This is a genomic window from Hydrococcus rivularis NIES-593 (assembly GCF_001904635.1).
In the GTDB taxonomy this organism is placed as follows: domain Bacteria; phylum Cyanobacteriota; class Cyanobacteriia; order Cyanobacteriales; family Microcystaceae; genus Hydrococcus; species Hydrococcus rivularis.
Genome location: NZ_MRCB01000022.1, coordinates 56,603 through 76,464, shown reverse-complemented (window position 1 = coordinate 76,464; position 19,862 = coordinate 56,603). Strand labels below are relative to the sequence as shown.

General features: G+C 44.0%; 18 protein-coding genes. 7 read left to right on the top strand and 11 right to left on the bottom strand.

Going from position 1 to position 19,862, the window contains the following annotated elements:
• Positions 1 to 492 precede the first annotated feature (492 nt).
• Positions 493 to 1,395, top strand: coding sequence for a glycine--tRNA ligase subunit alpha (glyQ, locus tag NIES593_RS16655; protein WP_073600651.1), 903 nt, complete (start codon positions 493 to 495; stop codon positions 1,393 to 1,395).
• On the opposite strand, the gene NIES593_RS16650 is transcribed toward glyQ, so the two are convergent.
• The 5 genes from NIES593_RS16650 to NIES593_RS16630 form a co-directional block, all read right to left on the bottom strand.
• Positions 1,387 to 3,081 (bottom strand): NAD+ synthase, encoded by a 1,695-nt coding sequence (locus tag NIES593_RS16650; protein WP_073600650.1) that lies wholly within the window; start codon positions 3,079 to 3,081, stop codon positions 1,387 to 1,389. The two genes, glyQ and NIES593_RS16650, sit on opposite strands and share 9 nt — an antisense overlap.
• A complete protein-coding gene (locus tag NIES593_RS24945; protein WP_245817574.1) occupies positions 3,078 to 3,248 on the bottom strand; it encodes a hypothetical protein in 171 nt (56 codons plus the stop codon). The genes NIES593_RS16650 and NIES593_RS24945 overlap by 4 nt, the downstream gene beginning before the upstream one ends.
• Before the next feature lie 283 nt (positions 3,249 to 3,531).
• A complete protein-coding gene (locus NIES593_RS16640) occupies positions 3,532 to 4,266 on the bottom strand; it encodes an NUDIX hydrolase (protein WP_073600649.1) in 735 nt (244 codons plus the stop codon).
• Positions 4,263 to 4,829 (bottom strand): nicotinate-nucleotide adenylyltransferase, encoded by a 567-nt coding sequence (locus NIES593_RS16635; protein WP_073600655.1) that lies wholly within the window; start codon positions 4,827 to 4,829, stop codon positions 4,263 to 4,265. Before NIES593_RS16635 ends, NIES593_RS16640 begins: the two co-directional genes overlap by 4 nt.
• Positions 4,830 to 4,933: 104 nt before the next feature.
• Complete coding sequence (locus NIES593_RS16630; protein WP_073600648.1) at positions 4,934 to 6,286, bottom strand: nicotinate phosphoribosyltransferase; 1,353 nt, start codon at positions 6,284 to 6,286, stop codon at positions 4,934 to 4,936.
• 128 nt (positions 6,287 to 6,414) lie between these two features.
• Between NIES593_RS16630 and NIES593_RS16625 the strand changes: the two genes are divergently transcribed.
• On the top strand, positions 6,415 to 6,720 hold the full coding sequence (locus tag NIES593_RS16625) for a hypothetical protein (RefSeq protein ID WP_073600647.1): 306 nt from the start codon (positions 6,415 to 6,417) through the stop codon (positions 6,718 to 6,720).
• Here NIES593_RS16625 and NIES593_RS16620 read toward each other — a convergent pair.
• Positions 6,717 to 9,185: an ATP-dependent helicase gene (locus NIES593_RS16620; RefSeq protein WP_073600646.1), complete on the bottom strand. Its 2,469-nt coding sequence runs from the start codon at positions 9,183 to 9,185 to the stop codon at positions 6,717 to 6,719. The two genes, NIES593_RS16625 and NIES593_RS16620, sit on opposite strands and share 4 nt — an antisense overlap.
• A gap of 179 nt (positions 9,186 to 9,364) precedes the next feature.
• On the opposite strand from NIES593_RS16620, the gene NIES593_RS16615 reads away from it, so the two are divergent.
• Positions 9,365 to 9,970, top strand: coding sequence for a cation diffusion facilitator family transporter (locus tag NIES593_RS16615; RefSeq protein WP_073600645.1), 606 nt, complete (start codon positions 9,365 to 9,367; stop codon positions 9,968 to 9,970).
• 294 nt (positions 9,971 to 10,264) lie between these two features.
• Here NIES593_RS16615 and NIES593_RS16610 read toward each other — a convergent pair whose 3' ends face one another.
• Positions 10,265 to 11,143 (bottom strand): 4-hydroxybenzoate solanesyltransferase, encoded by an 879-nt coding sequence (locus tag NIES593_RS16610; RefSeq protein WP_073600644.1) that lies wholly within the window; start codon positions 11,141 to 11,143, stop codon positions 10,265 to 10,267.
• A 121-nt stretch (positions 11,144 to 11,264) separates the two neighbouring features.
• Between NIES593_RS16610 and NIES593_RS16605 the strand changes: the two genes are divergently transcribed.
• Both NIES593_RS16605 and phaB read left to right on the top strand, forming a co-directional pair.
• Positions 11,265 to 12,920, top strand: coding sequence for a Ppx/GppA phosphatase family protein (locus NIES593_RS16605; protein WP_073600643.1), 1,656 nt, complete (start codon positions 11,265 to 11,267; stop codon positions 12,918 to 12,920).
• A 182-nt stretch (positions 12,921 to 13,102) separates the two neighbouring features.
• The gene (gene phaB / locus NIES593_RS16600) at positions 13,103 to 13,840 is read left to right on the top strand and encodes an acetoacetyl-CoA reductase PhaB (protein ID WP_073600642.1); all 738 of its coding nucleotides are present in this window, start codon (positions 13,103 to 13,105) and stop codon (positions 13,838 to 13,840) included.
• 140 nt (positions 13,841 to 13,980) lie between these two features.
• Here phaB and NIES593_RS16595 read toward each other — a convergent pair whose 3' ends face one another.
• Both NIES593_RS16595 and NIES593_RS16590 read right to left on the bottom strand, forming a co-directional pair.
• Positions 13,981 to 14,667 (bottom strand): TenA family protein, encoded by a 687-nt coding sequence (locus NIES593_RS16595; RefSeq protein ID WP_073600641.1) that lies wholly within the window; start codon positions 14,665 to 14,667, stop codon positions 13,981 to 13,983.
• Between the two features lie 14 nt (positions 14,668 to 14,681).
• A complete protein-coding gene (locus NIES593_RS16590; RefSeq protein ID WP_073600640.1) occupies positions 14,682 to 15,458 on the bottom strand; it encodes a pentapeptide repeat-containing protein in 777 nt (258 codons plus the stop codon).
• A gap of 182 nt (positions 15,459 to 15,640) precedes the next feature.
• Between NIES593_RS16590 and grxC the strand changes: the two genes are divergently transcribed.
• Together grxC and gshB are read left to right on the top strand one after the other, a co-directional pair.
• The gene (gene grxC / locus NIES593_RS16585; protein WP_073600639.1) at positions 15,641 to 15,910 is read left to right on the top strand and encodes a glutaredoxin 3; all 270 of its coding nucleotides are present in this window, start codon (positions 15,641 to 15,643) and stop codon (positions 15,908 to 15,910) included.
• A gap of 161 nt (positions 15,911 to 16,071) precedes the next feature.
• Positions 16,072 to 17,043, top strand: a complete 972-nt coding sequence (gshB, locus tag NIES593_RS16580) for a glutathione synthase (RefSeq protein ID WP_073600638.1) — start codon at positions 16,072 to 16,074, stop codon at positions 17,041 to 17,043.
• A 287-nt stretch (positions 17,044 to 17,330) separates the two neighbouring features.
• Here the strand turns inward: gshB and NIES593_RS16575 are convergent, their stop codons facing one another.
• Both NIES593_RS16575 and patD read right to left on the bottom strand, forming a co-directional pair.
• The gene (locus NIES593_RS16575; protein WP_073600637.1) at positions 17,331 to 19,016 is read right to left on the bottom strand and encodes a dipeptide ABC transporter ATP-binding protein; all 1,686 of its coding nucleotides are present in this window, start codon (positions 19,014 to 19,016) and stop codon (positions 17,331 to 17,333) included.
• 222 nt (positions 19,017 to 19,238) lie between these two features.
• Entirely contained in the window at positions 19,239 to 19,607 is a 369-nt protein-coding gene (gene patD / locus NIES593_RS16570) for a heterocyst frequency control protein PatD (protein WP_073600636.1), read from the bottom strand.
• Positions 19,608 to 19,862: the final 255 nt, after the last annotated feature.

Sequence of the window (19,862 nt, the reverse complement as noted above, 5' to 3'; positions counted from 1 at the left end):
GAGATAAGGCAAGCTATTTTTGGCTGCCCTTTTTTCTTGTTAGTCTAAACTCCAGAATGTATTTGACTGTCACATTCCACCATTTCCCAACTCGTCAGTCGCTCACTTCATCCATATACCGTCGCACCTTTTCAGCACCATACACCCAGCCAACCAGGATTGATTGCCAAACCCCGACCAGCATCAAGTTCTTGAATTTAAAATATCGAACCTAAGTACATGTTTACATCGGATAAATGTCATATTGAAATCATTACATTTGTCACGAATGATGTTCTGTAAAATGCGAAGGGGAACCAAAGGGGGGATGAGAGACACAGGGGAATAGGAAGTTAGGAGAGATCTTTCAAAATCGCGAAGCACGAATAGTTAGTTACATCTGCGTACTTCCAAGTTTCTTTAAAATTGCGAGCTTTTTGAATTTTTTTGGAACGCGCTTGTCATGACCTTTCTGGAAGACAATGGAGAAGAAGGAGAAAAGTAGTGAATAAGGTGTCTATTAATTTTCAATCAATCGTTGTTACGCTAAATCAGTTTTGGAGCGATCGCGGGTGTTTAATCGTTCAACCCTACGATATTGAGAAAGGAGCTGGAACTAAGAACCCGCATACATTTTTGCGAGCGTTAGGACCAGAACCTTGGTCTGTGGCTTATATAGAACCTTGTCGAAGACCGACGGACGGACGCTATGGAGAAAATCCCAATCGCTTCCAGCATTATTATCAGTATCAAGTTCTGATCAAACCTTCGCCAGATAATATCCAAGATATTTATTTGGATTCGTTGAGAGCGTTGGGCATCCATCCCGAAGACCACGATATTCGCTTTGTGGAGGATAATTGGGAGGATGCGGCAGTTGGTGCTTGGGGAACTGGCTGGGAAGTTTGGTTGGATGGGATGGAAATTACTCAGTTTACTTACTTCCAGCAGTGCGGCGGGATTGATTGTCGTCCGGTTTCCATTGAGATTACTTACGGTCTAGAACGATTGGCAATGTATCTACAAGATGTAGATGCGATTACCAAGATTCAGTGGAACGATCGCATTACCTATGGAGAGATTTTTCTGCAAGCGGAAATAGAGCAGTGTACTTATAATTTTGAGGCATCCAATCCGGATTTGTTGTTTAGTTTGTTCGATCTTTACGAACAGGAGGCAAAACAGCTTCTCGATCGCGAATTGGTTTGGCCAAGTCTCGATTACGTTCTCAAATGTTCTCACACTTTCAATTTGTTGGATGCGAGAGGCGTAATAGCTGTCGCGGAGAGGACGCGCTATATTGGCAGAATTCGCCATCTAGCAAGACAAGTCGCTCAATTGTACGTTCGGCAACGAGAAAAATCGGGGTTTCCGCTTTTGAACGATCGACCCGAAGTTATTAGCAGTTCAGTTTGAAGGGTTAGGAGGCAACCAGCGACTAGCAATCGGCATCCGCCAACCCGTACCGAAGGCGCGGTCGGTAATTTTTAGTCCTGGCGGTGCTTGTTTGCGTTTAAATTCAGCACGAGCAATTAATTTCATAACTTTGTTAACAACAGCCGGCTCGTGACCTGCTTTTACGATCTGAGCAGTTGATTGATGGTGATGAATCGCGCGTTCGAGGATGTCATCGAGAATTTCGTAGGGAGGCAAGGAATCTTGGTCAACTTGACCGGGTTTTAATTCTGCGCTAGGAGGTTTAATCAGTACGTTGTTGGGAATGATTTCTCGGTTACGATTGAGCCAGCGACAGATAGAAAAGACGCGGGTTTTGGGAACGTCGGCAATGACGGCTAATCCTCCGTTCATATCGCCATAAAGGGTGCAGTATCCCACTGCCATTTCTGATTTGTTGCCTGTAGATAGGAGAAGGTGACCGAATTTGTTGGAGATTGCCATTAGTAGGTTTCCTCGAATACGAGATTGAGTATTCTCTTCGGCAATACCAAACTCCGTGCCTGCAAATAAAGGTCCTAGAAGTCGATCGTAAGATTTCATGAGATCGCCGATGGGCAATTTTTGACTTTTAATACCGAGATTTTTGACTAATGCTTCTGCATCGGTGATGGAATGTTCCGAACTGTAGGGAGAAGGCATTAGAACTCCGAGAACATTTTCTGCACCTATCGCTTCTGCTGCGATCGCAGCGACTAATGAAGAATCAATGCCACCACTTAAGCCTAGTACAACTTGAGAAAATCCGCATTTTCTGGCGTAGTCTCTTACTCCCAAAACCAATGCCGAAAAAATTTCTTCTTCTTCGGTTGCTGGCAGAGGTGCGATCGCAGTTGGTAATAAATCTTTTGTTTGTTCGTCAAATTCAATAATTTTTAAGTCTGATGCAAACGCTTTAGCACGACAAACGACATTACCTGTGCGATTAAAAGCCACGCTGTTACCATCAAAAATTAGGTCGTCATTTCCTCCTATCTGATTTACGTAAATAATAGGTGTTTGATAGCGACTAGCACTATGACCAAGCATGGCTTCGCGTAATTTTTGCTTGCTTACGGTGTAGGGAGATGCAGATAAATTTACGATGAGATCGACTCCTAATTCGGCTAAATCTTCAAGGGGATTAATTTCATAATTACGTTTTCCCCAAAATTCTTCTTCATTCCATAAGTCCTCGCAGATAGTGACACCAATATGAATTTTAAATTGTGAATCACTCTTAATTGTAAAGGAGTTAGTTTGATACCCTGGTTCAAAATAGCGATCTTCATCGAAAACGTCATAGGTGGGTAAAAGCCTTTTGTAAAAGATTTTTTGAAGTTTTCCTCCCTCTAATAAAGCTGTGCCATTAAAGAGAGGTTTTTGACCTTTAGATGTAGCATAAGGATTGGGTTCTGCTGTCCCTACTAAGACTGCTATTTGAGTGGGTAATTGTTGCGCTAACTCATGCAACTTTTTTGACATTGATTCGACAAATTCTGAGCTGAGGAGCAAATCTCTTGGCGGATAACCGCACAGAGAAAGTTCGGGAGTTAGCATCAGACGAACGCCTTCTTTAGCAGCTTTTCGTGCAGCTTCTAAAATATTTTTAGCGTTGCCAGAAAGGTCGCCTATTGTGGGATTGAGTTGTGCGATCGCAATTTTCATAGTTCTAGTCGCTGTAAAGGAACGTTCTCTTGCAAAATTTGTAATACTCTGTGATGTTCTTTGGGAGTAATTACTGATTTAATTAATTCCCCGTCATCGATGACAATGCATTTATTTTTGAAGGGACGCATTGGATCTAAATGAAACCAATAAGGACTTAAATCCATTCCCCAGATGCGTCCTCCACCTGTTCAAAAATTCATTTTCTCTTCTTTGAATTTCCGAATTTTTTGGTAAGGAATTCGCTTGCTACCCATGGGAAAATAATAACAATGAATTGTGATAGCATCATTATCACAAACTATGTAATTATCTTCATAAAAAATGCTCATATCTTACTCCTTATTCTTGGATAAGCAAATCTTTTTATTATGATTGTATTTTTGCGATCGAGGCGATCGATTTCTCTACGATTTTCTTGTTTTTTTATTTATTAAAAACTTTTATGACTTAAATAAATACTAATGGTTTATCTTTAAATGGTGCAAATGCCTCAGCATCAAAGCGATATAAACTCGCCGGACGACCAGCACCTTTCGATACTTTTACTCCGGTATCGCATAAAAAACCCAACTTCAATAAACGCGATCTAAAATTAGAGTAATCAGAAAAGTTTTCTCCTAAAATTGTACAATAAAGTTGATAGAGATCGTTTAAGGTAAAGACTTCCGGTAACACATCAAAAGCAATAGGACTATACTCTAATTTGTTACGCAAACGCCGATAGCCATACTCAAGAATTTTATTATGATCGAAGGCTAATTTAGGGACTTTTTGAATTGGATACCAAGTAATACTACTAAGATTTTTAGCGATTAAATTTGCATCCTCAAATCGCACTAGAGCAAAATAACTGACAGAAAGATAGCGAACTCCATAACTATCAGGAGATTCTCTTGGATCTCGCCAGGGACCGCCAAAAGTATAAAGTTGTTCTAAATATAGATTTTTGACTTGGATTTTCTCGGCTAAAATTCGGTAGGCAGATTGTTCTAAAGCTTCTCCTTTACGAACTAGCGTTCCTGGCAAACTCCATTGACCGCTAAAAGGTTCATCTTTACGCTTAATTAGCAATACTAAAAGACGATTTAGCTGGGTATCTACAGAAAAAATAACGTTGTCAACGCCAACCTTAAAATTTTCTAATTCGGTCTTATTCACTAATTTTTGTTCATCGGTTTTCATACGTATAATTTTTCTCGTTTAATATATTCCTTAACAGGCTGGGTTACAATATCTTTATCTCTTTTCTCGCGATAGGCTGTGGAAGAAATGGCAGGAGCATCTAAGTCGGCAACGATACACTTTCCTCCTAGACTACGTAAGGCTTCTAAATCTTCTTCTGCAATCGGATATCCCGGACGAGGAATCACTAAAATTTGAACTTGTTTTAATAATTCTTCAAGGCGATACCAGCGACGTATTTGATTGACTAAATCAGAACCAATGACTAAGTGATATTCTGCTTCATTGCCCCACAATTCCTTGGCTTTTTTTACACTAATTAGACTTCTTAGATGGCTTAACTCTTCGTATACTCTAATATTTTTCCGAGGAGTTTTTATTTCTTCAATTAACAACCGCAACATTTCCATACGGTGTTCGAGGGAAGTTTGATGACCTTTAAAAGGATTATCAGATGCCCAAACTGCTACCCAATCGTAATGTTCGGATAACCATTCAAGAATGGCTTGATGTGCAGCTGTTGGGGGGTCAGCACTGGTGCCAAATAGGGCAATTTTTGTCATTTGTCCTTTGTCATTGGTCATTTGCATTATAGTTTCGGTAGGCAAGGTTTAAAATCTCGTTTTTTGAGCAGTTATCAGTGAAGTACTTTATTCACCTTATAATTTTAGTGATTGGCAATCCACGATAAGCGAAGAGATTCTAAAGCATTGGAAATGTTGACGGGAACTGGTATTGGGTCATTAAGTCGGCGGGTTTCAGGAGGAAGGCTAGCAACAGATGCTTGAGTGCGTTTTTGAATGGTTTCTATTGTTTCTGGGGGGTTGACTGGCTTACCTTGTTGCATTACCAGTTCTAATAGTGGCTGTTCGTTGCTGTTGGCGGTTTCTTGAGCTAATCCTAATCTGTCTGATAAGATTTGCGAGTTTTCTTGGCAACGAAAAATTTGTTTGCGTCCTGGATAAGTAGCTTTTTTACTAGATTGCTTCATGGTGGGAATGCCGTCAATTTCTACTATTTTGTAGACTCCATTAACAGGAGAACCCGTTACCAGTTTGGTTCCTAGTCCATAGCCATCGATGCAAGCACCAGCTTCTTTTAGGCGAACGATTTCCCATTCATCTAGATCGCCACTGGCAAAGATGGTAATATCTGGAAGTAGCGATCGCACTTTTTTGGATAATTCAGCTAAATCCCCAGAATCTAGCCGTACTCCCGTCACTTCCATTTTGCCGGCTTTAACCTTTTCCGCTAGACGCTCAGCTGCCGCAATAGTATCGTAGGTATCGATTAACAAAGGTGCAGTCGGAAAATAGCGATGAAAGGCACTAAAAGCATCATCTTCGCTTCCTTCAATCGCTCCAATTGCCATCACAAGAGAATGTGCCATCGTTCCGCTTGGCTTGCGCCCTAATTTCAATGCGGCTAGAACATTAGAAGTGGAGTCCAGTCCCCCTGCTAAAGCTGCTCTAGCTGCCCAAAGCGAACCTTGCGGACTAAAAGCTCTTCTGGTACCAAACTCTAGCAAGATTGCGTCTTTTCCTGCCACATCCCGCATCCGAGCAGCTTTCGTAGCAATCAAAGTTTGGTAGTTTATAGTATTGAGAAGATAGGTTTCTACTAACTGAGCTTGCCATAGAGGAGCTTCCACCCGCAACAATGGTTCGTTAGCAAAAATAGCCGTTCCCTCTGAGACTGCCCAAACATCCCCTGTAAAACGTCCCGATTCTAGCAGCGACCAAAATTTGGCAGGTGCATGGGCAAAAATTCCCGTATTTTGCAAAGCCTCTAGTTGTTGATTAGTGAAATGCAGCTTTTCTAGATAGTCCAAAGCTTGAGCTAATCCCATTGCGATGAGATAGCCAAACTTATCGGGAAAATGGCGAACGAACAGTTCAAAACTAGCGGGTTTGTCTTCTAATCCTTCGCCGACGTAACAAGCTGCCATGGTTAGCTGATACAAATCGGTCAGCAAGCTATAATCCTCAGTACTGAGGATAAGTTGTTGGTCTTCTATCATTGCAGTTGAGAAAAGATTATTTTTTTGCTTTTGTCCAAATTATAGTAAATTTTACCAAAATTGACCAGGGGTTAGGGAGCTGATTTTTTAAAAAACACAAAGGGAACACAGGAAAATGCACGAGTGATATGATGCTGGCTATGCAGCAGATGATGTGGGATTGGATTATATTTTGTCGGCTCGCTTGGAATGTAAAAAGTAAAACAAAGGCGATCGATCGCTCTGTGGCAAGAGAATCGAGATCGCCTACCACACGGTATCTCTATATGACCCTAGAGCAAATGCAGGAAGTACTCAACGAAATGCTTTCTGTGCAGCAAGAGTTGCAAAATTCTCAACTTAAATTTACGGAGTCGCTAACCTACCCTGTCGCGCACCAGGAGAAGAAAATAGCGATCGCGTCGGTAATTTGCGCCAATCTTATTCGACTTTAAAACCCTATCTTAACCACCGATTCGGGAAACTGACGCATCAAGGCAGATAAGATCGGACAAGGGGTTTTATCTTGTAAATTACTGACGCGATCGCCCCGAAAGGTATTCCAGCGAAACGGTGCTTTTGTTTCTGCCGACATCCACAAAAGCCGCTTTGCTCGTGTCATGGCAACGTAAAGCAAGCGAAATTCTTCTGCTTTTTTCAATTTTCCCGCTTCTTCCCAAGCTTCTAGCGGTTGCGGAATGGGAGGCAAACTGTCTGGATCGAGATATTGAGCATGGACTGCCGTGCGAATTTGAGCGCGGGCGACTTCTGCGAGGGTAAAATTGCCTAAAAATTTAGAGGAAGTGGGAACCCAAGGTTTGCCTGGAATTACGTCTTCGTGCAAGAAGGGAATGAAGACATAATCCCAGTCCAATCCCTTCGCTTTGTGCATGGTAATAATAGTTAATTGACCCTGACTGGTATAGCGATCGTCGGTCTCTTCTTCTACCGCTTCAAAGCGTTCGGAACTGACAATTTCATTGAGGGCTGCGATCGCAGTTTTTAGGGAACTATTGCCGACAATTTGTTGGTGTACTCGTTCAGATAATTTTTGTACGGTTGCGAGTTCGGAACCCGTATATTTTAGCGTCATCCCCAGGAAGGGAATGAGCTGATAGTGAGGCAATTCCAGTCTAGCTCGCAGGAGATTGCAACAGTAACGGCGGGCTTGGGCCACCTGCGGTTTCTGGGGCAGATCGAGGGGACTGGGATAGAGAAATTGCTCTGGATAGGTGGCTAAAGCGTTGAGATCTTGGGCGGCAATGAGATCCCGTCGTTCTAGAATTTCTAAAGCTGCTTTGAGATTGTCGGGAGAATGGGGACGGTCGATAAATTGTAGAAGTTTGAGAATTTCTTCAGGAATTTGCGAGAAGCGATCGCTTTCGCCGACTTCGTAAACTTTAATATTATGTTGCCGTAGTGAATCCATCAGTTGCTCTGCCAGAAACCGACCTTGACGATTTTCCCGGACTAAGATAGCCGCATTTCGCTGGGAGTCTTCGGTCAGTAATCTAATGACTCGCTTTTGGATGAGTGTGACTGTTTCATAAATATCTTCAGGAGTATAAATTTCCAATCCCAGACCTTTAGCTTTTGGATTGGCGGATTTTTGCGGGTCGCCAGCGTCGACGGGATAAATTTTTTGCTCGCGGAAGGGGAATTCTATTTTCTGTGCGACGTAGCTATTTTTCGATTCCGAATTCTTTTGATTAATGTATCTTCTGTGCAAAACGTATTCTGAATTTTGCAACTCTTGTTGTTGTGACTGGTTATCCTTGCTTCTCCAGGTGTTATTGACCCACTCCAGGACAAAATTCGCTGCGTCGATGATGCGCTGATTGCTGCGACCTGCTCGATCCATCGTAGCGAGGTTTCCTTGCATTTGACAGGTGGTACAAAACCAGTTGAAGTAGAGGGGATCGGCGGGTGTGAAGGTAGAGTTAATTGCTTGGTTGGGATCGCCAACGCGAACTAAATTCGGTGGTGTATTGGGATTGCTAGGATCGGCGGCAAGAATTGAAATGAGTTTTTCTTGCAAGGGGCTGGAATCTTGAGCTTCATCTTCAAAAACGGCAAAGACTTGATTTTGCCAAATCTGGCGAATGGATTCGTTTTCTAGAACTCTCAAGGCGGCGAGGATCATGTCATCGTAATCGATTAAATCGCGCGATCGCATCAATCGCTCGTATTGTTGATATAATCCCGCCGCGATCGCTAAAATTTGATAGTCATCGTTGGTCTGTTGGCTAATTTCTGCCAAGGCTTCTGGCGACAAACCGGAACTTTTTGCTTCTCGAATGACAGTGTGAGCGAGATTTGGCAAGACTTCGGTACGCAAGACCGAGTGACGGCGCAATCTTTCGGCTTCTTCGCCATCAAACTGCACTCCTTCGAGTAAGATTTGATATCTTCTCGGTGCGGTATTCATCCATTGTTCTACACAAGCTCTGACGATGCGATGTGTAGAATTAGGGGTAATGAGAGTAGCAGTGTCGAGATTCAGCCCCGATAATTCTGGATGGCGATTGGCAATGTTGAGTGCTAACCCGTGCAGCGTTTGGACGCTAAAACCAGTCTGAGGGAGTTGGAGTTCTTTGAGCTGTTGTTTGATTTTATCTTTAATACTTGCCGCCGCCGAACGGGTGTAGGTAACGATGACCAGTTGTTTTCTGGCGTGGAGTTGATAGCGGGCGATCGCAATTGCCGCTGCCACCGACAAACTATGAGATTTTCCCGCGCCGGGAACCGCAGAAATCGCCATCTGTCCGCCTTTCCAGTCGGCTAAATCCCGCTGTCCCGGACGCAAACTTTTACGAAGTTGCTCTAATTTTTCCTCTAAGTCAGTCCGAACTAATGTTTCTGTCCAAGAGGATAGGGTTGTTATTCTATTTGTAGCGCTGTCATTGGAATCAAATGGCATTATTGCAGTAATCAGTAATCAGTAATCAGTAATCAGTTGTCAGTTAGTAGTTAGTAGTTAGTTGCCTCCCCCAAATCTCCCCGTCTCCCTTGCTTCCCTTTTTTCTTCTATCTTTCCCATGCTTTTCGCTCTTAATAGAATAGATTATTTAATTTTCACTAGCTCCAAAGCAAGTCATTATGGAAAATTTACACAAAAAAGGGTTGCGTTTAGAGTATTTTACTGTTGCCTATAACGTATTTGAAGCAGTTCTTTCGATTGGTTTTGGCAGTCTTAGCAACAGCGTCGCCCTGGTGGGTTTTGGCTTAGATAGTATCGTGGAATCTCTTTCTGGACTTATTTTAATCTGGCGCTTGAGAAAACATCGTAACTTGTCTGAAGAAGAAGAGAAAGCGATCGAGCAACGGGCAATGAAACTGGTTGCTGCGACTTTTTTTATTCTTGGAGTATATATTTTGTTGGAATCCGTTCAGAAACTTCTGACTCAAGAAATTCCTCAGCCTTCGTTAGCAGGAATTCTCATCGCGATCGCATCGCTCATTACTATGCCCATACTCGCATGGCAAAAGTATCGCATAGGGCAAAGTCTCGGCAGTCGAGCATTGATTGCCGATTCTAAAGAGACTCTCGTGTGTGGGTGGCTATCTGCTACTTTGTTATTAGGATTGGGATTGAATTATACGTTCGGTTTTTGGCAAGCCGATCCCATGGCTGGAACTGCGATCGCGCTGTTCGTTTTCAAAGAAGGTTGGGAAACCTGGAAAGAAAGTCAAGAAAAAGATTAAAGAGACAAACAGTGCGAGCATCTTGCTCGCTCACGCTCAGACGCGAGCAAGATGCTCGCACTACAATCTATCTTAATAAATCATCTTTTTATATCTAATCCGTTTGATAGCCCACAATATCGGTAGGGGCAGGTTTAGCTAAGATTTTTAGTCAAATTAATAACTTAAAAACAAAACCTGCCCCTACAAGCAATATGGTTATTTAACCGGATTTGATATTAATTAATTGCGATCGCGCTGAGAAAACCTACTTACAGGGAATCTGTCTTTTTCTCAAGAAAGTAGCGATCGCTTTCAAATCGAACCCAAAATCATGCCCGACAACAAAATAAATCCCAGCCATACATTCTGACGGAAAATTTCTCCGTAAATCGAATTGGGGATTTCTGGCGTACTCAAACGAATGTACTGCCCAACCCAGCCAATCACTGCTATTGCCCAAGCAATCCAAAAACTCCAATGGAGTCCCATAACCAGGCTCAGATAAGCCAGAGAACCGGCTGTGAGGGCAAAAAAGACTCCTACTGCATCCGCCGCATACTTGCCGAAAAAGAGAGCGCTAGAGTTTACGCCAACTCTGCGATCGTCTTCGCGATCTGGCATAGCATACACGGTATCAAATCCCAGCGTCCAAAATATCGTTGCTCCCCAAAGCACCCAGGTTGCACTGTCCAGCTTCGCCGTTACCGCACTCCAACTAATTAAAACTGCAAATCCCCAGGCGATGGAAAGAACCAATTGGGGAATGGGAAAGACTCGCTTTGCTAGCGGATAGCAAATGATGACGGGGACGGCAGCAACGCACAGCCAAAAACTGAGAGAATTGAGATAGAAAGCTAGAACAGCAGCACAGGCAAAAGCAATTAAGGCAATAACGATACCTACTCGAACTGACAGGACGCGAGAAGCGAGAGGTCGATCGCGAGTTCTTTCGACTTCGGGATCGATATTGCGATCCCACAAATCGTTAACAACGCAACCTGCCGCGCTGGTGGCTAAACTGCCTAAGATAATGACAACCACTAAGGGAAATGGAGGAGTGCCATGGGCTGCCAAAAATACTGCCCACAGCGCAGGAATAATCAAAATGAGCCGCCCTTCTGGCTTGTTCCAGCGCAGCAGTCGAAATATCGTTAACCAAACTGGTTCTGGCAGTTGTTGAGATTGAGTCATTGGACGAAAGGATTTTGGATTTTAAATGATAGACAGAAGTATTAATTAAGTTCTTTTAAGTTATATCTTGATTCTTAGCACGGTTAAGGGAAACTCTAGGGTTAGATATAGGGCAAAACCCATGGTTGATTCTGTTGATAAGGTTAAAACAAATAGGACGGATCTGGCTACTCCGAGTAAGACAGAGCCGACTATTCTTGCTGCGATCGATATCGGAACCAATTCTATTCATATGGTAGTGGTGCAGATCGATCCGATATTAGCTGCATTTACGATTATTGCTAAAGAAAAAGATACGGTACGCTTGGGCGATCGCGATGCGAAAACGGGCAACCTCACTCCAGAAGCGATGCAAAGAGCGATCGCGGCGCTGCAACGCTGCAAAGATCTAGCCATTAGCAAAAACGCCGCTCATATCGTGGCAGTGGCTACCAGCGCCACCAGAGAAGCTCCCAACGGATTAGAATTTTTACAACGGGTTGAGTCTGAAGTCGGCATTTTCGTCAATCTCATTTCTGGACAAGAGGAAGCGCGACGCATCTATCTGGGTGTCTTGTCGGGGATGGATTTTCAAAACCAGCCACACGTCATTATCGATATTGGTGGCGGTTCGACGGAACTAATCCTGGCTGATAGTCAAGAACCTCGTTTCTTGAGTAGTACTAAAGTCGGAGCCGTTCGTCTAACACGGGAATTCATCACAACCGATCCCATTAGCGAGGCAGAGTTTGCCTATTTGCAAGCTTACGTGCGGGGAATGTTGGAGCGAGCAACGGACGAGTTGCGTTTTTACATCAAACCGGGCGAACAGTTGCGTATGGTAGGTACCTCAGGGACGATAGAGACGCTCGCGATTATTCACGCGCTAGAAAAGCAAGGGGAAGTTCCCAATCCCCTCAATGGCTATCAAATAAGCCGCAAAGACATTAGAGAGATGATCAAGCGTTTTGCGGCGATGAACTGCGAGCAACGCTCCGCTATTGCTGGTATGTCGGAAAAACGGGCAGAAATCATTCTAGCAGGCGCGATCGTTTTGCAGGAAGCCATGAGCCTGCTGAATCTGGAGACGATTGTTATTTGCGAGCGATCGCTCAGAGAAGGCGTAATTGTAGACTGGATGCTAACCCACGGCTTAATCGATAGTCGGATGCGCTATCAGAGCGAAATACGCGAGCGCAGCGTCATTAAAATCGCTCACAAATATCAGGTCAATTTAGAGCACTGCGAGCGAGTTGCCAATTTTGCCCTCAGTTTATTCGATCGATTGCAAGGATATCTTCATTTTTGGGGCAGCGAAGAAAGGGAATTACTCTGGGCAGCTGCAATTTTACACAATTGCGGCTTATATATTAGCCATTCAGCCCATCACAAACATTCTTATTATCTAATTCGCAATGCAGAATTGTTGGGGTTTACTGAAATAGAACTGGAACTCATCGCGAATATAGCTCGCTATCATCGTAAGAGTAAGCCTAGGAAAAAACACGAACCTTACAGCAAATTGCCCGATAACTATCGCAAAGCTATCAAACAGCTCAGCGCTATCTTACGCATTGCAGTTGCTTTGGATCGCAGGCAAATTGGAGCGATCGAAAAATTCGAGTGCAAGTATGACTCAGAGTATAAAACCCTACATCTACATCTTTTTACCTCAAATCCCGATGATGATTGTGCTTTGGAATTGTGGAATTTAGATTACGAAAAGGGCGTATTTGAAGAAGAATATGGAGTAAGGCTAGTTGCAACTTTAGCCGTAAGTCGTGCAGCAGTAAGCTAGTTTTGGGACTAGATAAACTCCGCGATCGCAGAGTTTTAATCCTTCCTAGTGCCAAATTCTGCCATTTTCTTTACCATTCTTTGATTTCTTTAGAAAATATTAATAATGTATCTAATAAAACTTTACAATCGGGGAATAGTTTACTAGGATAAACCTGCTGTTAACAGTCAGGAGTCTAGTTAATGTTATCTCTGGGACTAGAAGACAAAGTAATTTTTGTCACTGGCGGCAATCGAGGCATTGGCGCTACAGTAGTAAGTTTGCTTCAGCAGTTAGGAGCCAAGGTAGCTTACACTTATCGCTCTAGCAACCATTATTACGATGGGGATCTTCCCAATGGCGCCCTTCCGATAGAAGCAGATGTTACCGATGCAGCAGCATTAGAGGCAGCCGCTCGACAGGTAGAAGAGAAACTCGGGCCTGTTTATGGCGTAGTCGCCAACGCGGGAATTACCAAAGATAATTTCTATCCCAAATTAACCCATGACGATTGGGATGCAGTGATCGACGTTAACTTGAAGGGAGTCAACCACACAATTAAGCCCTTTATTTCAGGAATGTACGAGCGGGGAGAAGGATCGCTCGTCTGCGTCAGCTCGATTTCAGGAGAAAGGGGCAATGTCGGTCAAACCAACTATGCTGCGACAAAAGCGGCAGTAATCGGTTTTGTCAAGTCCCTAGCCAGAGAAGCAGCTCGCTATGGGGTACGGGCTAACGTAGTGTCTCCTGGATTCATCGAGACAGACATGACTAAGGGACTTCCAGATAAAGTCAAAGACAAAATTACTGCCGAGATTCCTTTCCGTCGTTTCGGTAAACCAGAGGATGTCGCTTGGGCAGTAGCATTCCTTCTCTCGCCGATAGCTAGCAACTATGTTACTGGAGAAGTACTGCGAGTTAATGGTGCCCACCACACCTAAAACAGCTAGTAGGGTGGAAAAGGACTGTCTTCCTTGCGATCGCACCCTTTCGATCCGATTAAGCCTGACTCCAATGTGAAAAAAGATTGCGACAGATAGAAAATTGCCTCCTAGCCGAGTAGTACTTTCCAATCCAAAATCTAAAATCCGCCGTTCTCCTTGAAGGGGTTCAAGGAGCGTGCGGCGGCTTCGCCAAAATCCAAAATGGTATTACTTTCCCAAGCTGCTGTAAAGAAATCTTCCTCGCACGAAAGTGCATAGCGATAGGTTTCTCGCACTAGATCGGTTGCAGTTGCATAGCGATCGCATAAACTCTCCAATAGCTGTGCTAGTTTTTCAAATTCTGGAGAGCTATAAGCTAAAATCCAATTGGCATACTGATGGTCGGGAATACCATTTTGAGCGAGTTGTTGCCCTAAAAACGCATAAAGGCGCATGCAAGGACTCATCGCGACTGCCGTTACTCCAACATCGCTGCCCCAAGCCGTTGCCAGTAGAAAATCTGTGTAGCGACGAGTGGCAGGAGCTGGCTTAACTTCTCGTAAGTTAACCCCCCACTGATTTGCATAGCCTTCATGCAAGCGCAATTCTTCTAAAACCCCTTCCGCCAGTCGATGAAAGGTACAAAATCCCTCCCAATCATAAGCTTTTGCCGCAGCAATACTATATGCACGAGCAAAAGCTTCTAAGAAAAAGGCATCTTGACCCACATAAAACGCAAATTTTTTTCGCTCTAGAGTTCCTGTCGCAATTCCTCGGACGAAAGGGTTTCTAAGACAAGCTTGTGCCAATTCTTGATGGCTTTGCCATAATTCTTTACTCAGCATAGTAATTACTACAATTAAAAAGCTACGAGAAATTGCAAAAGTAGAGAGGCAGCTCCTTGTAGAAACCTCATGAATCCTGATGTTTCTTCTGGCTCTTGATTCGACTGGCGAATGGCTTCCATGGTTACCAAAAAATTCTGGGAAGCATCAAAGCCAGGTTTATTTTGTTGCTTTTGGAAGAGCTGAGAAGCCATTTCAGCATCTTTTTTGGCTTGTCCTTGTTTGCCCAAACGGTAATTAGCAATACCGCGAGCCAAGTAGGCGGGTGCAAATTGGGGATCGAGGGATAAGGATCGATTGTAATGTTCGATCGCGGCGGCGTGGTTTCCTTTTTTACTCTCAACCAAGCCCCAGCCGTAAAATTGCTGTGGAGATCCGGCATAGGTAGGAATTCCATAAGCTCCTTGAACGTAAGCGGTATCGAGTTTTGTACCGATTAAATTGGCATTGGTGAGATAGGCACTTCTGAGATCGGTGCCATCTAAAATTGCTCCAGCTAAATTAGCACCAACTAGGTTGGCACCATACAAAGAAGCTCCTGCGAGATTTGCCCCGCTAAGATCCGCTCCAGTGAGATTGGCTTGACTCAGGTTTGCCCCACTCAAGTTAGCTCCCCGCAGGTTGACGCCAGCAAGGTTGGACATGACTAAACCGGCCCCACTTAGCTCGCACTGACTGCATTCTCTCGTAGATAGCAACTGACGGATATGTTCTAGATTTTCTGCGCGAACGGGAATTGATAGCCCGATCGCAGATAAAATTGTCGCGATGGCAAGGAGATTGAATTTCATATAGCTTCCTCAATGGTTTCCGTTAAATTTAGGCTAGCGATCGTTACTAGGTATGAAAATTTAATTATCAGATATTTTAGAGTCACAAAAGCGAATCTGGGTTTCTTAGCTTGAGTCGATAGTTGACCGAGTGCGATCCGGTCTAAAATTGAAATATTACTTAACAATTGAGAAAAAAAGCCATGGCAGCCAAAGTCGAAATTTACACCTGGAGTTCTTGTCCTTTCTGCATTCGTGCCAAAGCTTTGTTGGGTAAGAAAGGCGTCGAGTTTACCGAATACGTTATTGATGGCGATGAGGAAGCTAGAGCCTTAATGGCAAAGCGAGCCAACGGACGCAGAAGTCTACCCCAAATCTTTATCGACAATCGTCATGTCGGCGGGTGCGACGATTTATATGCCCTAGAATCGCAAGGTCAACTCGATCCCCTTCTGCAAGGCAACGCTGCATAGCTTGAAAAGCAAGAGACGGGAGTGTGGGGATATAGGAGGCAAGGGAGACAAGGGGACAAGGGGACGGGGGGGGGAGAAGACTGGGAGACAATTAACGACTAACCACTAACCACTAACTAATCCCCAATGACAAATGACCAATCTAAAATCCAAAATCAAAAATGAAACTAGCATTTATTATCGATCCCATATCTAGACTCGATCCGGGACACGATACTAGCGTGGCACTCATGGAGGCAGCACAAACTCTCGGACACGAAGTTTGGATTACTCAGGCACATCAGTTGAGCGTTATCGGGGGCACGGCCTGGGCAAGGCTGCAAAAAGTTCGGTTGACTCCAGTAAAACTGGTGGACGGACGTTGGGTTAGCGATTCCAATTGGTATCAACTTTCGGATGAGGTGTTGACTTGTCTCGAAGATATGGACGCGGTTTTCATGCGCACCGATCCTCCCGTCACCATGCGCTATCTCTATGCAACGTACATTTTGGAGTTAATTAATCCGGCCAAAACCTTGGTAATTAATTCGCCGCAAGGGTTAAGAGAAGCGAATGAAAAAATGTACACCTTGCAATTTCATCAAGTGATGCCGGAAACGATCGTCAGTCAGGATAAATCGATTATTCGGCAATTTGTAGAGGAGAAAAAATTCGCCGTCCTTAAGCCATTAGGTGGAAAAGCGGGCGAAGGGATCTTATTTTTAGATCCGAGCGATCGCAATTTTAACTCCATCATCGAAGTTAGCACCCAACACGGACGCGAACCCGTCATGATCCAACAATATCTCCCAGAAGCCAAAGATGGAGATAAGCGCATTATCCTGCTCGATGGCGAACCCATTGGGGCAGTCAATCGAGTTCCTACGGGTAGCGAGTTTCGCGGCAATATGGCAGTTGGGGGAAGAGTAGAAAAAACAGACATCACGGAAAGAGAACGGGAAATCTGTGCCGCCGTTGGATCTAAGTTGCGAGATAATGGCTTATATTTTGTTGGATTGGATGTCATTGGCGGCTATTTGACTGAGGTAAATGTGACCAGCCCCACGGGAATTCGAGAGATCGATCGCCTCAACAATACTAATCTGGGCAAACAAGTCATTCAATGGTTAGAGAAGGCAATTCCCAGTCCGTAAGCTCGATTGCGATCTTATAGAAAGTTAGATAGAGATATTTTTCAAATATTGACGAATAGCCGTGGGACAATTCCTTTTAATCCATCGTCGATCGAGTTTTGAAGACTCGAATAATGTTAAATCCGTTTAATTGACCATAATACGTAGTGCGCTCATCGTAGCGTGCGCGTAAGCGCATACGTCTCGCTCGCTTTTCATCCCCGCTCAAACGCGAGCTAGAAGCTCGCACTACCGGTTATTGTATTTGTTCGATCGGATTGGATATAAGTATATCGAGGAGTAGTTTACTAGTGTAACTCTCCCAATAAAGGGGCAGCTTTTAGTAACTTTTGGGTGTAGGGATGCTGGGGATTGGTAAAAATCTCTTCTGTCTCGCCGAGTTCGACAATCTTACCTGCATTCATTACGGCAATGCGATCGCAGAGAAATCTCGCCACCCAAAGGTCGTGAGTAATGAAGAGATAAGTCAGATTAAATTCTCTCTTTAACTCTAACATCAAATCTAAAACTTGCGTCTGGACACTAGCATCTAACATGCTGACAGGTTCGTCGCAGATGAGTAACTGAGGATGAGTAATTAACGCGCGGGCGATCGCAACTCTTTGTTGTTGTCCCCCAGATAAATCGCTAGGATAGCGATAATAATAATCTTCCACAGGCGTTAATCCCACCCGTTTGAGCATTCTTTCTACTCGCTCTTTGGCTTGTGCGGGAGTTGCCAACTGATGGATAAATAAGGGATCGGCAATACTTTCTCCTATCGTCATTAAAGGATTGAGACAAGCATGGGGATCTTGAAACACCATTTGTATGTGACGGCGTTTTTGGCGCATTTGTTGGGGGGAAAGTCGGGTTAAATCTTCTCCCAGAAACTCCACCGCTCCAGAAGTGGGACGAATTAACTGTAAAATCGTTCGAGACAGGGTACTCTTGCCACACCCGGATTCTCCTACCAATCCCAAGATCTCTCCTGGATATAGCTCAAAATTCACTTCATCAACGGCTTTGATAACCCTTTTTTCTTTTGAAAGCCATTGCTCTAAAAGATTTCCTTCTAAGGTATAGTATTGCTTTAAATCTTTAACTTTTAATAGCGGTGTCGGTTGTTGGTGACTTTTGTGAGTTGATAACTCCCGAACGAGCATACTGTTATTCGTTTCTACAACTGAATCCTCCTCTAAATGAATATGCAAGGCGGCTTTTAGGAGAGACTGGGTATATTGATGCTGGGGATGATGGAAAATTGATTTTACCGAACCCGTTTCGACAATTTTGCCCTCGTACATCACGGCAATGCGATCGCAGTATTCCCCTACCATGGCTAAATCGTGAGAAATTAATAAAAGTGCCATTTCATGCTCGTTGCACAAGCGGGTGAGTTCCTGCAAGATCTCAGAGGCAACGGTAACATCTAAGCTAGTGGTGGGTTCGTCTGCCACGATCGCTTTAGGATTGAGGAGTAAGGCAAGCGCGATCGCGACTCTTTGCCGCATTCCGCCGCTAAACTCGTGGGGATACTGTCCCCAGCGATTGGCAGGGATTTTTACCTTTTCTAGGGTGGCAAGTGCCTTTTCCTTTGCTTGGCGGCGCGATAATTGAGGTTGATGCGCTCTGAGGGTTTCGATACAATGCTCTCCAATGGTCATCAGGGGATCGAGGCGCGTCATCGGATCTTGAAAGACTAAGGCAACTACCTCTCCCCGAAATTGTCGCAATTGCACGGAATTAAGACCGAAGACTGGCTTTCCTCTATACTTAATCTGTCCTTCGATGCGAGATGAAGGAGGCAACAAGCGCATTACCGCGCGTCCTATCGTCGATTTTCCGCATCCCGATTCTCCGATTAATCCGAGTTTTTCGCCTTTGTTGAGAGTAAATGAGACATCATCAACTGCCCAATCAATTTTTTCTGTAGCGCGATGGCTGGGATAGGCAACCCGCAAATTTTCTATGCAAAATAAGGGTTCGGTCATCATTTCTCAGTGATTCGCCCGATCTTCATGATGTATTATCTTAGGACTTTTGCGAGAATAAAAGGAGTTCCCTTTGCCAACCGAGGCTCAAACGCTCAAGGCTGTAATCTTACGTCAATGGCTTTTCAACAGAAAAAATCTCTCGATTGATTGTTCAATCGGATTGTTTGTTAACAAAGTTCCCTTGTAGCTTCTCTTAAAACTCTTTGTAAAAATTTTTACTCATTCGCTCTCAAATGTCAGGATAGCTTGACAAAAACCGATCGAATTATCGACGCGATCGCGGATCGCCGCTAATCGTTGCTCTGAGGTGGCTGCTTGTTTGGATGACCTCAAAAAGAGAATATCCGTTCCCAACAGCCGCAATGCCCGATGCATCTCCGTTTGCACCGACTGAAAGCGCGATGCGATCGCTCCCTCCAGTTCGTCGCTTTCCAAGGGCATAACGTCTTCTTGGAAGACTTGTTGAATTTGCTGAAACTTTTCCTGTATAACAGTTACCCTGGAATTAGGGGAATCGATCTGCTCGCGCAACCCTCTTAAGAGAGTTAACAATTTTTGATAGGCATTTTGGTGTAATGTTGGTAACATACGGCACCAGATTGCGCTAGAATCTGTTAAATAATATTAATTTTTTGGGGGAGACTGGCATCAAGTCAAGTTTTTACCCAGTGGAATCGTTAAAAGAAGGTTTTAATTTTCATACCTAATACTGGTTCTGGTGCTAAAGAATAGGAATGCGCGCCAGCAGCGTTGGGATTCAACTAACTATAGTAGTAGGTTTTATCAAAAGCAGTTTGTTAACTCTCTGCCTTATGATTATCTTTCTCAAGACCTCCTTCTCTT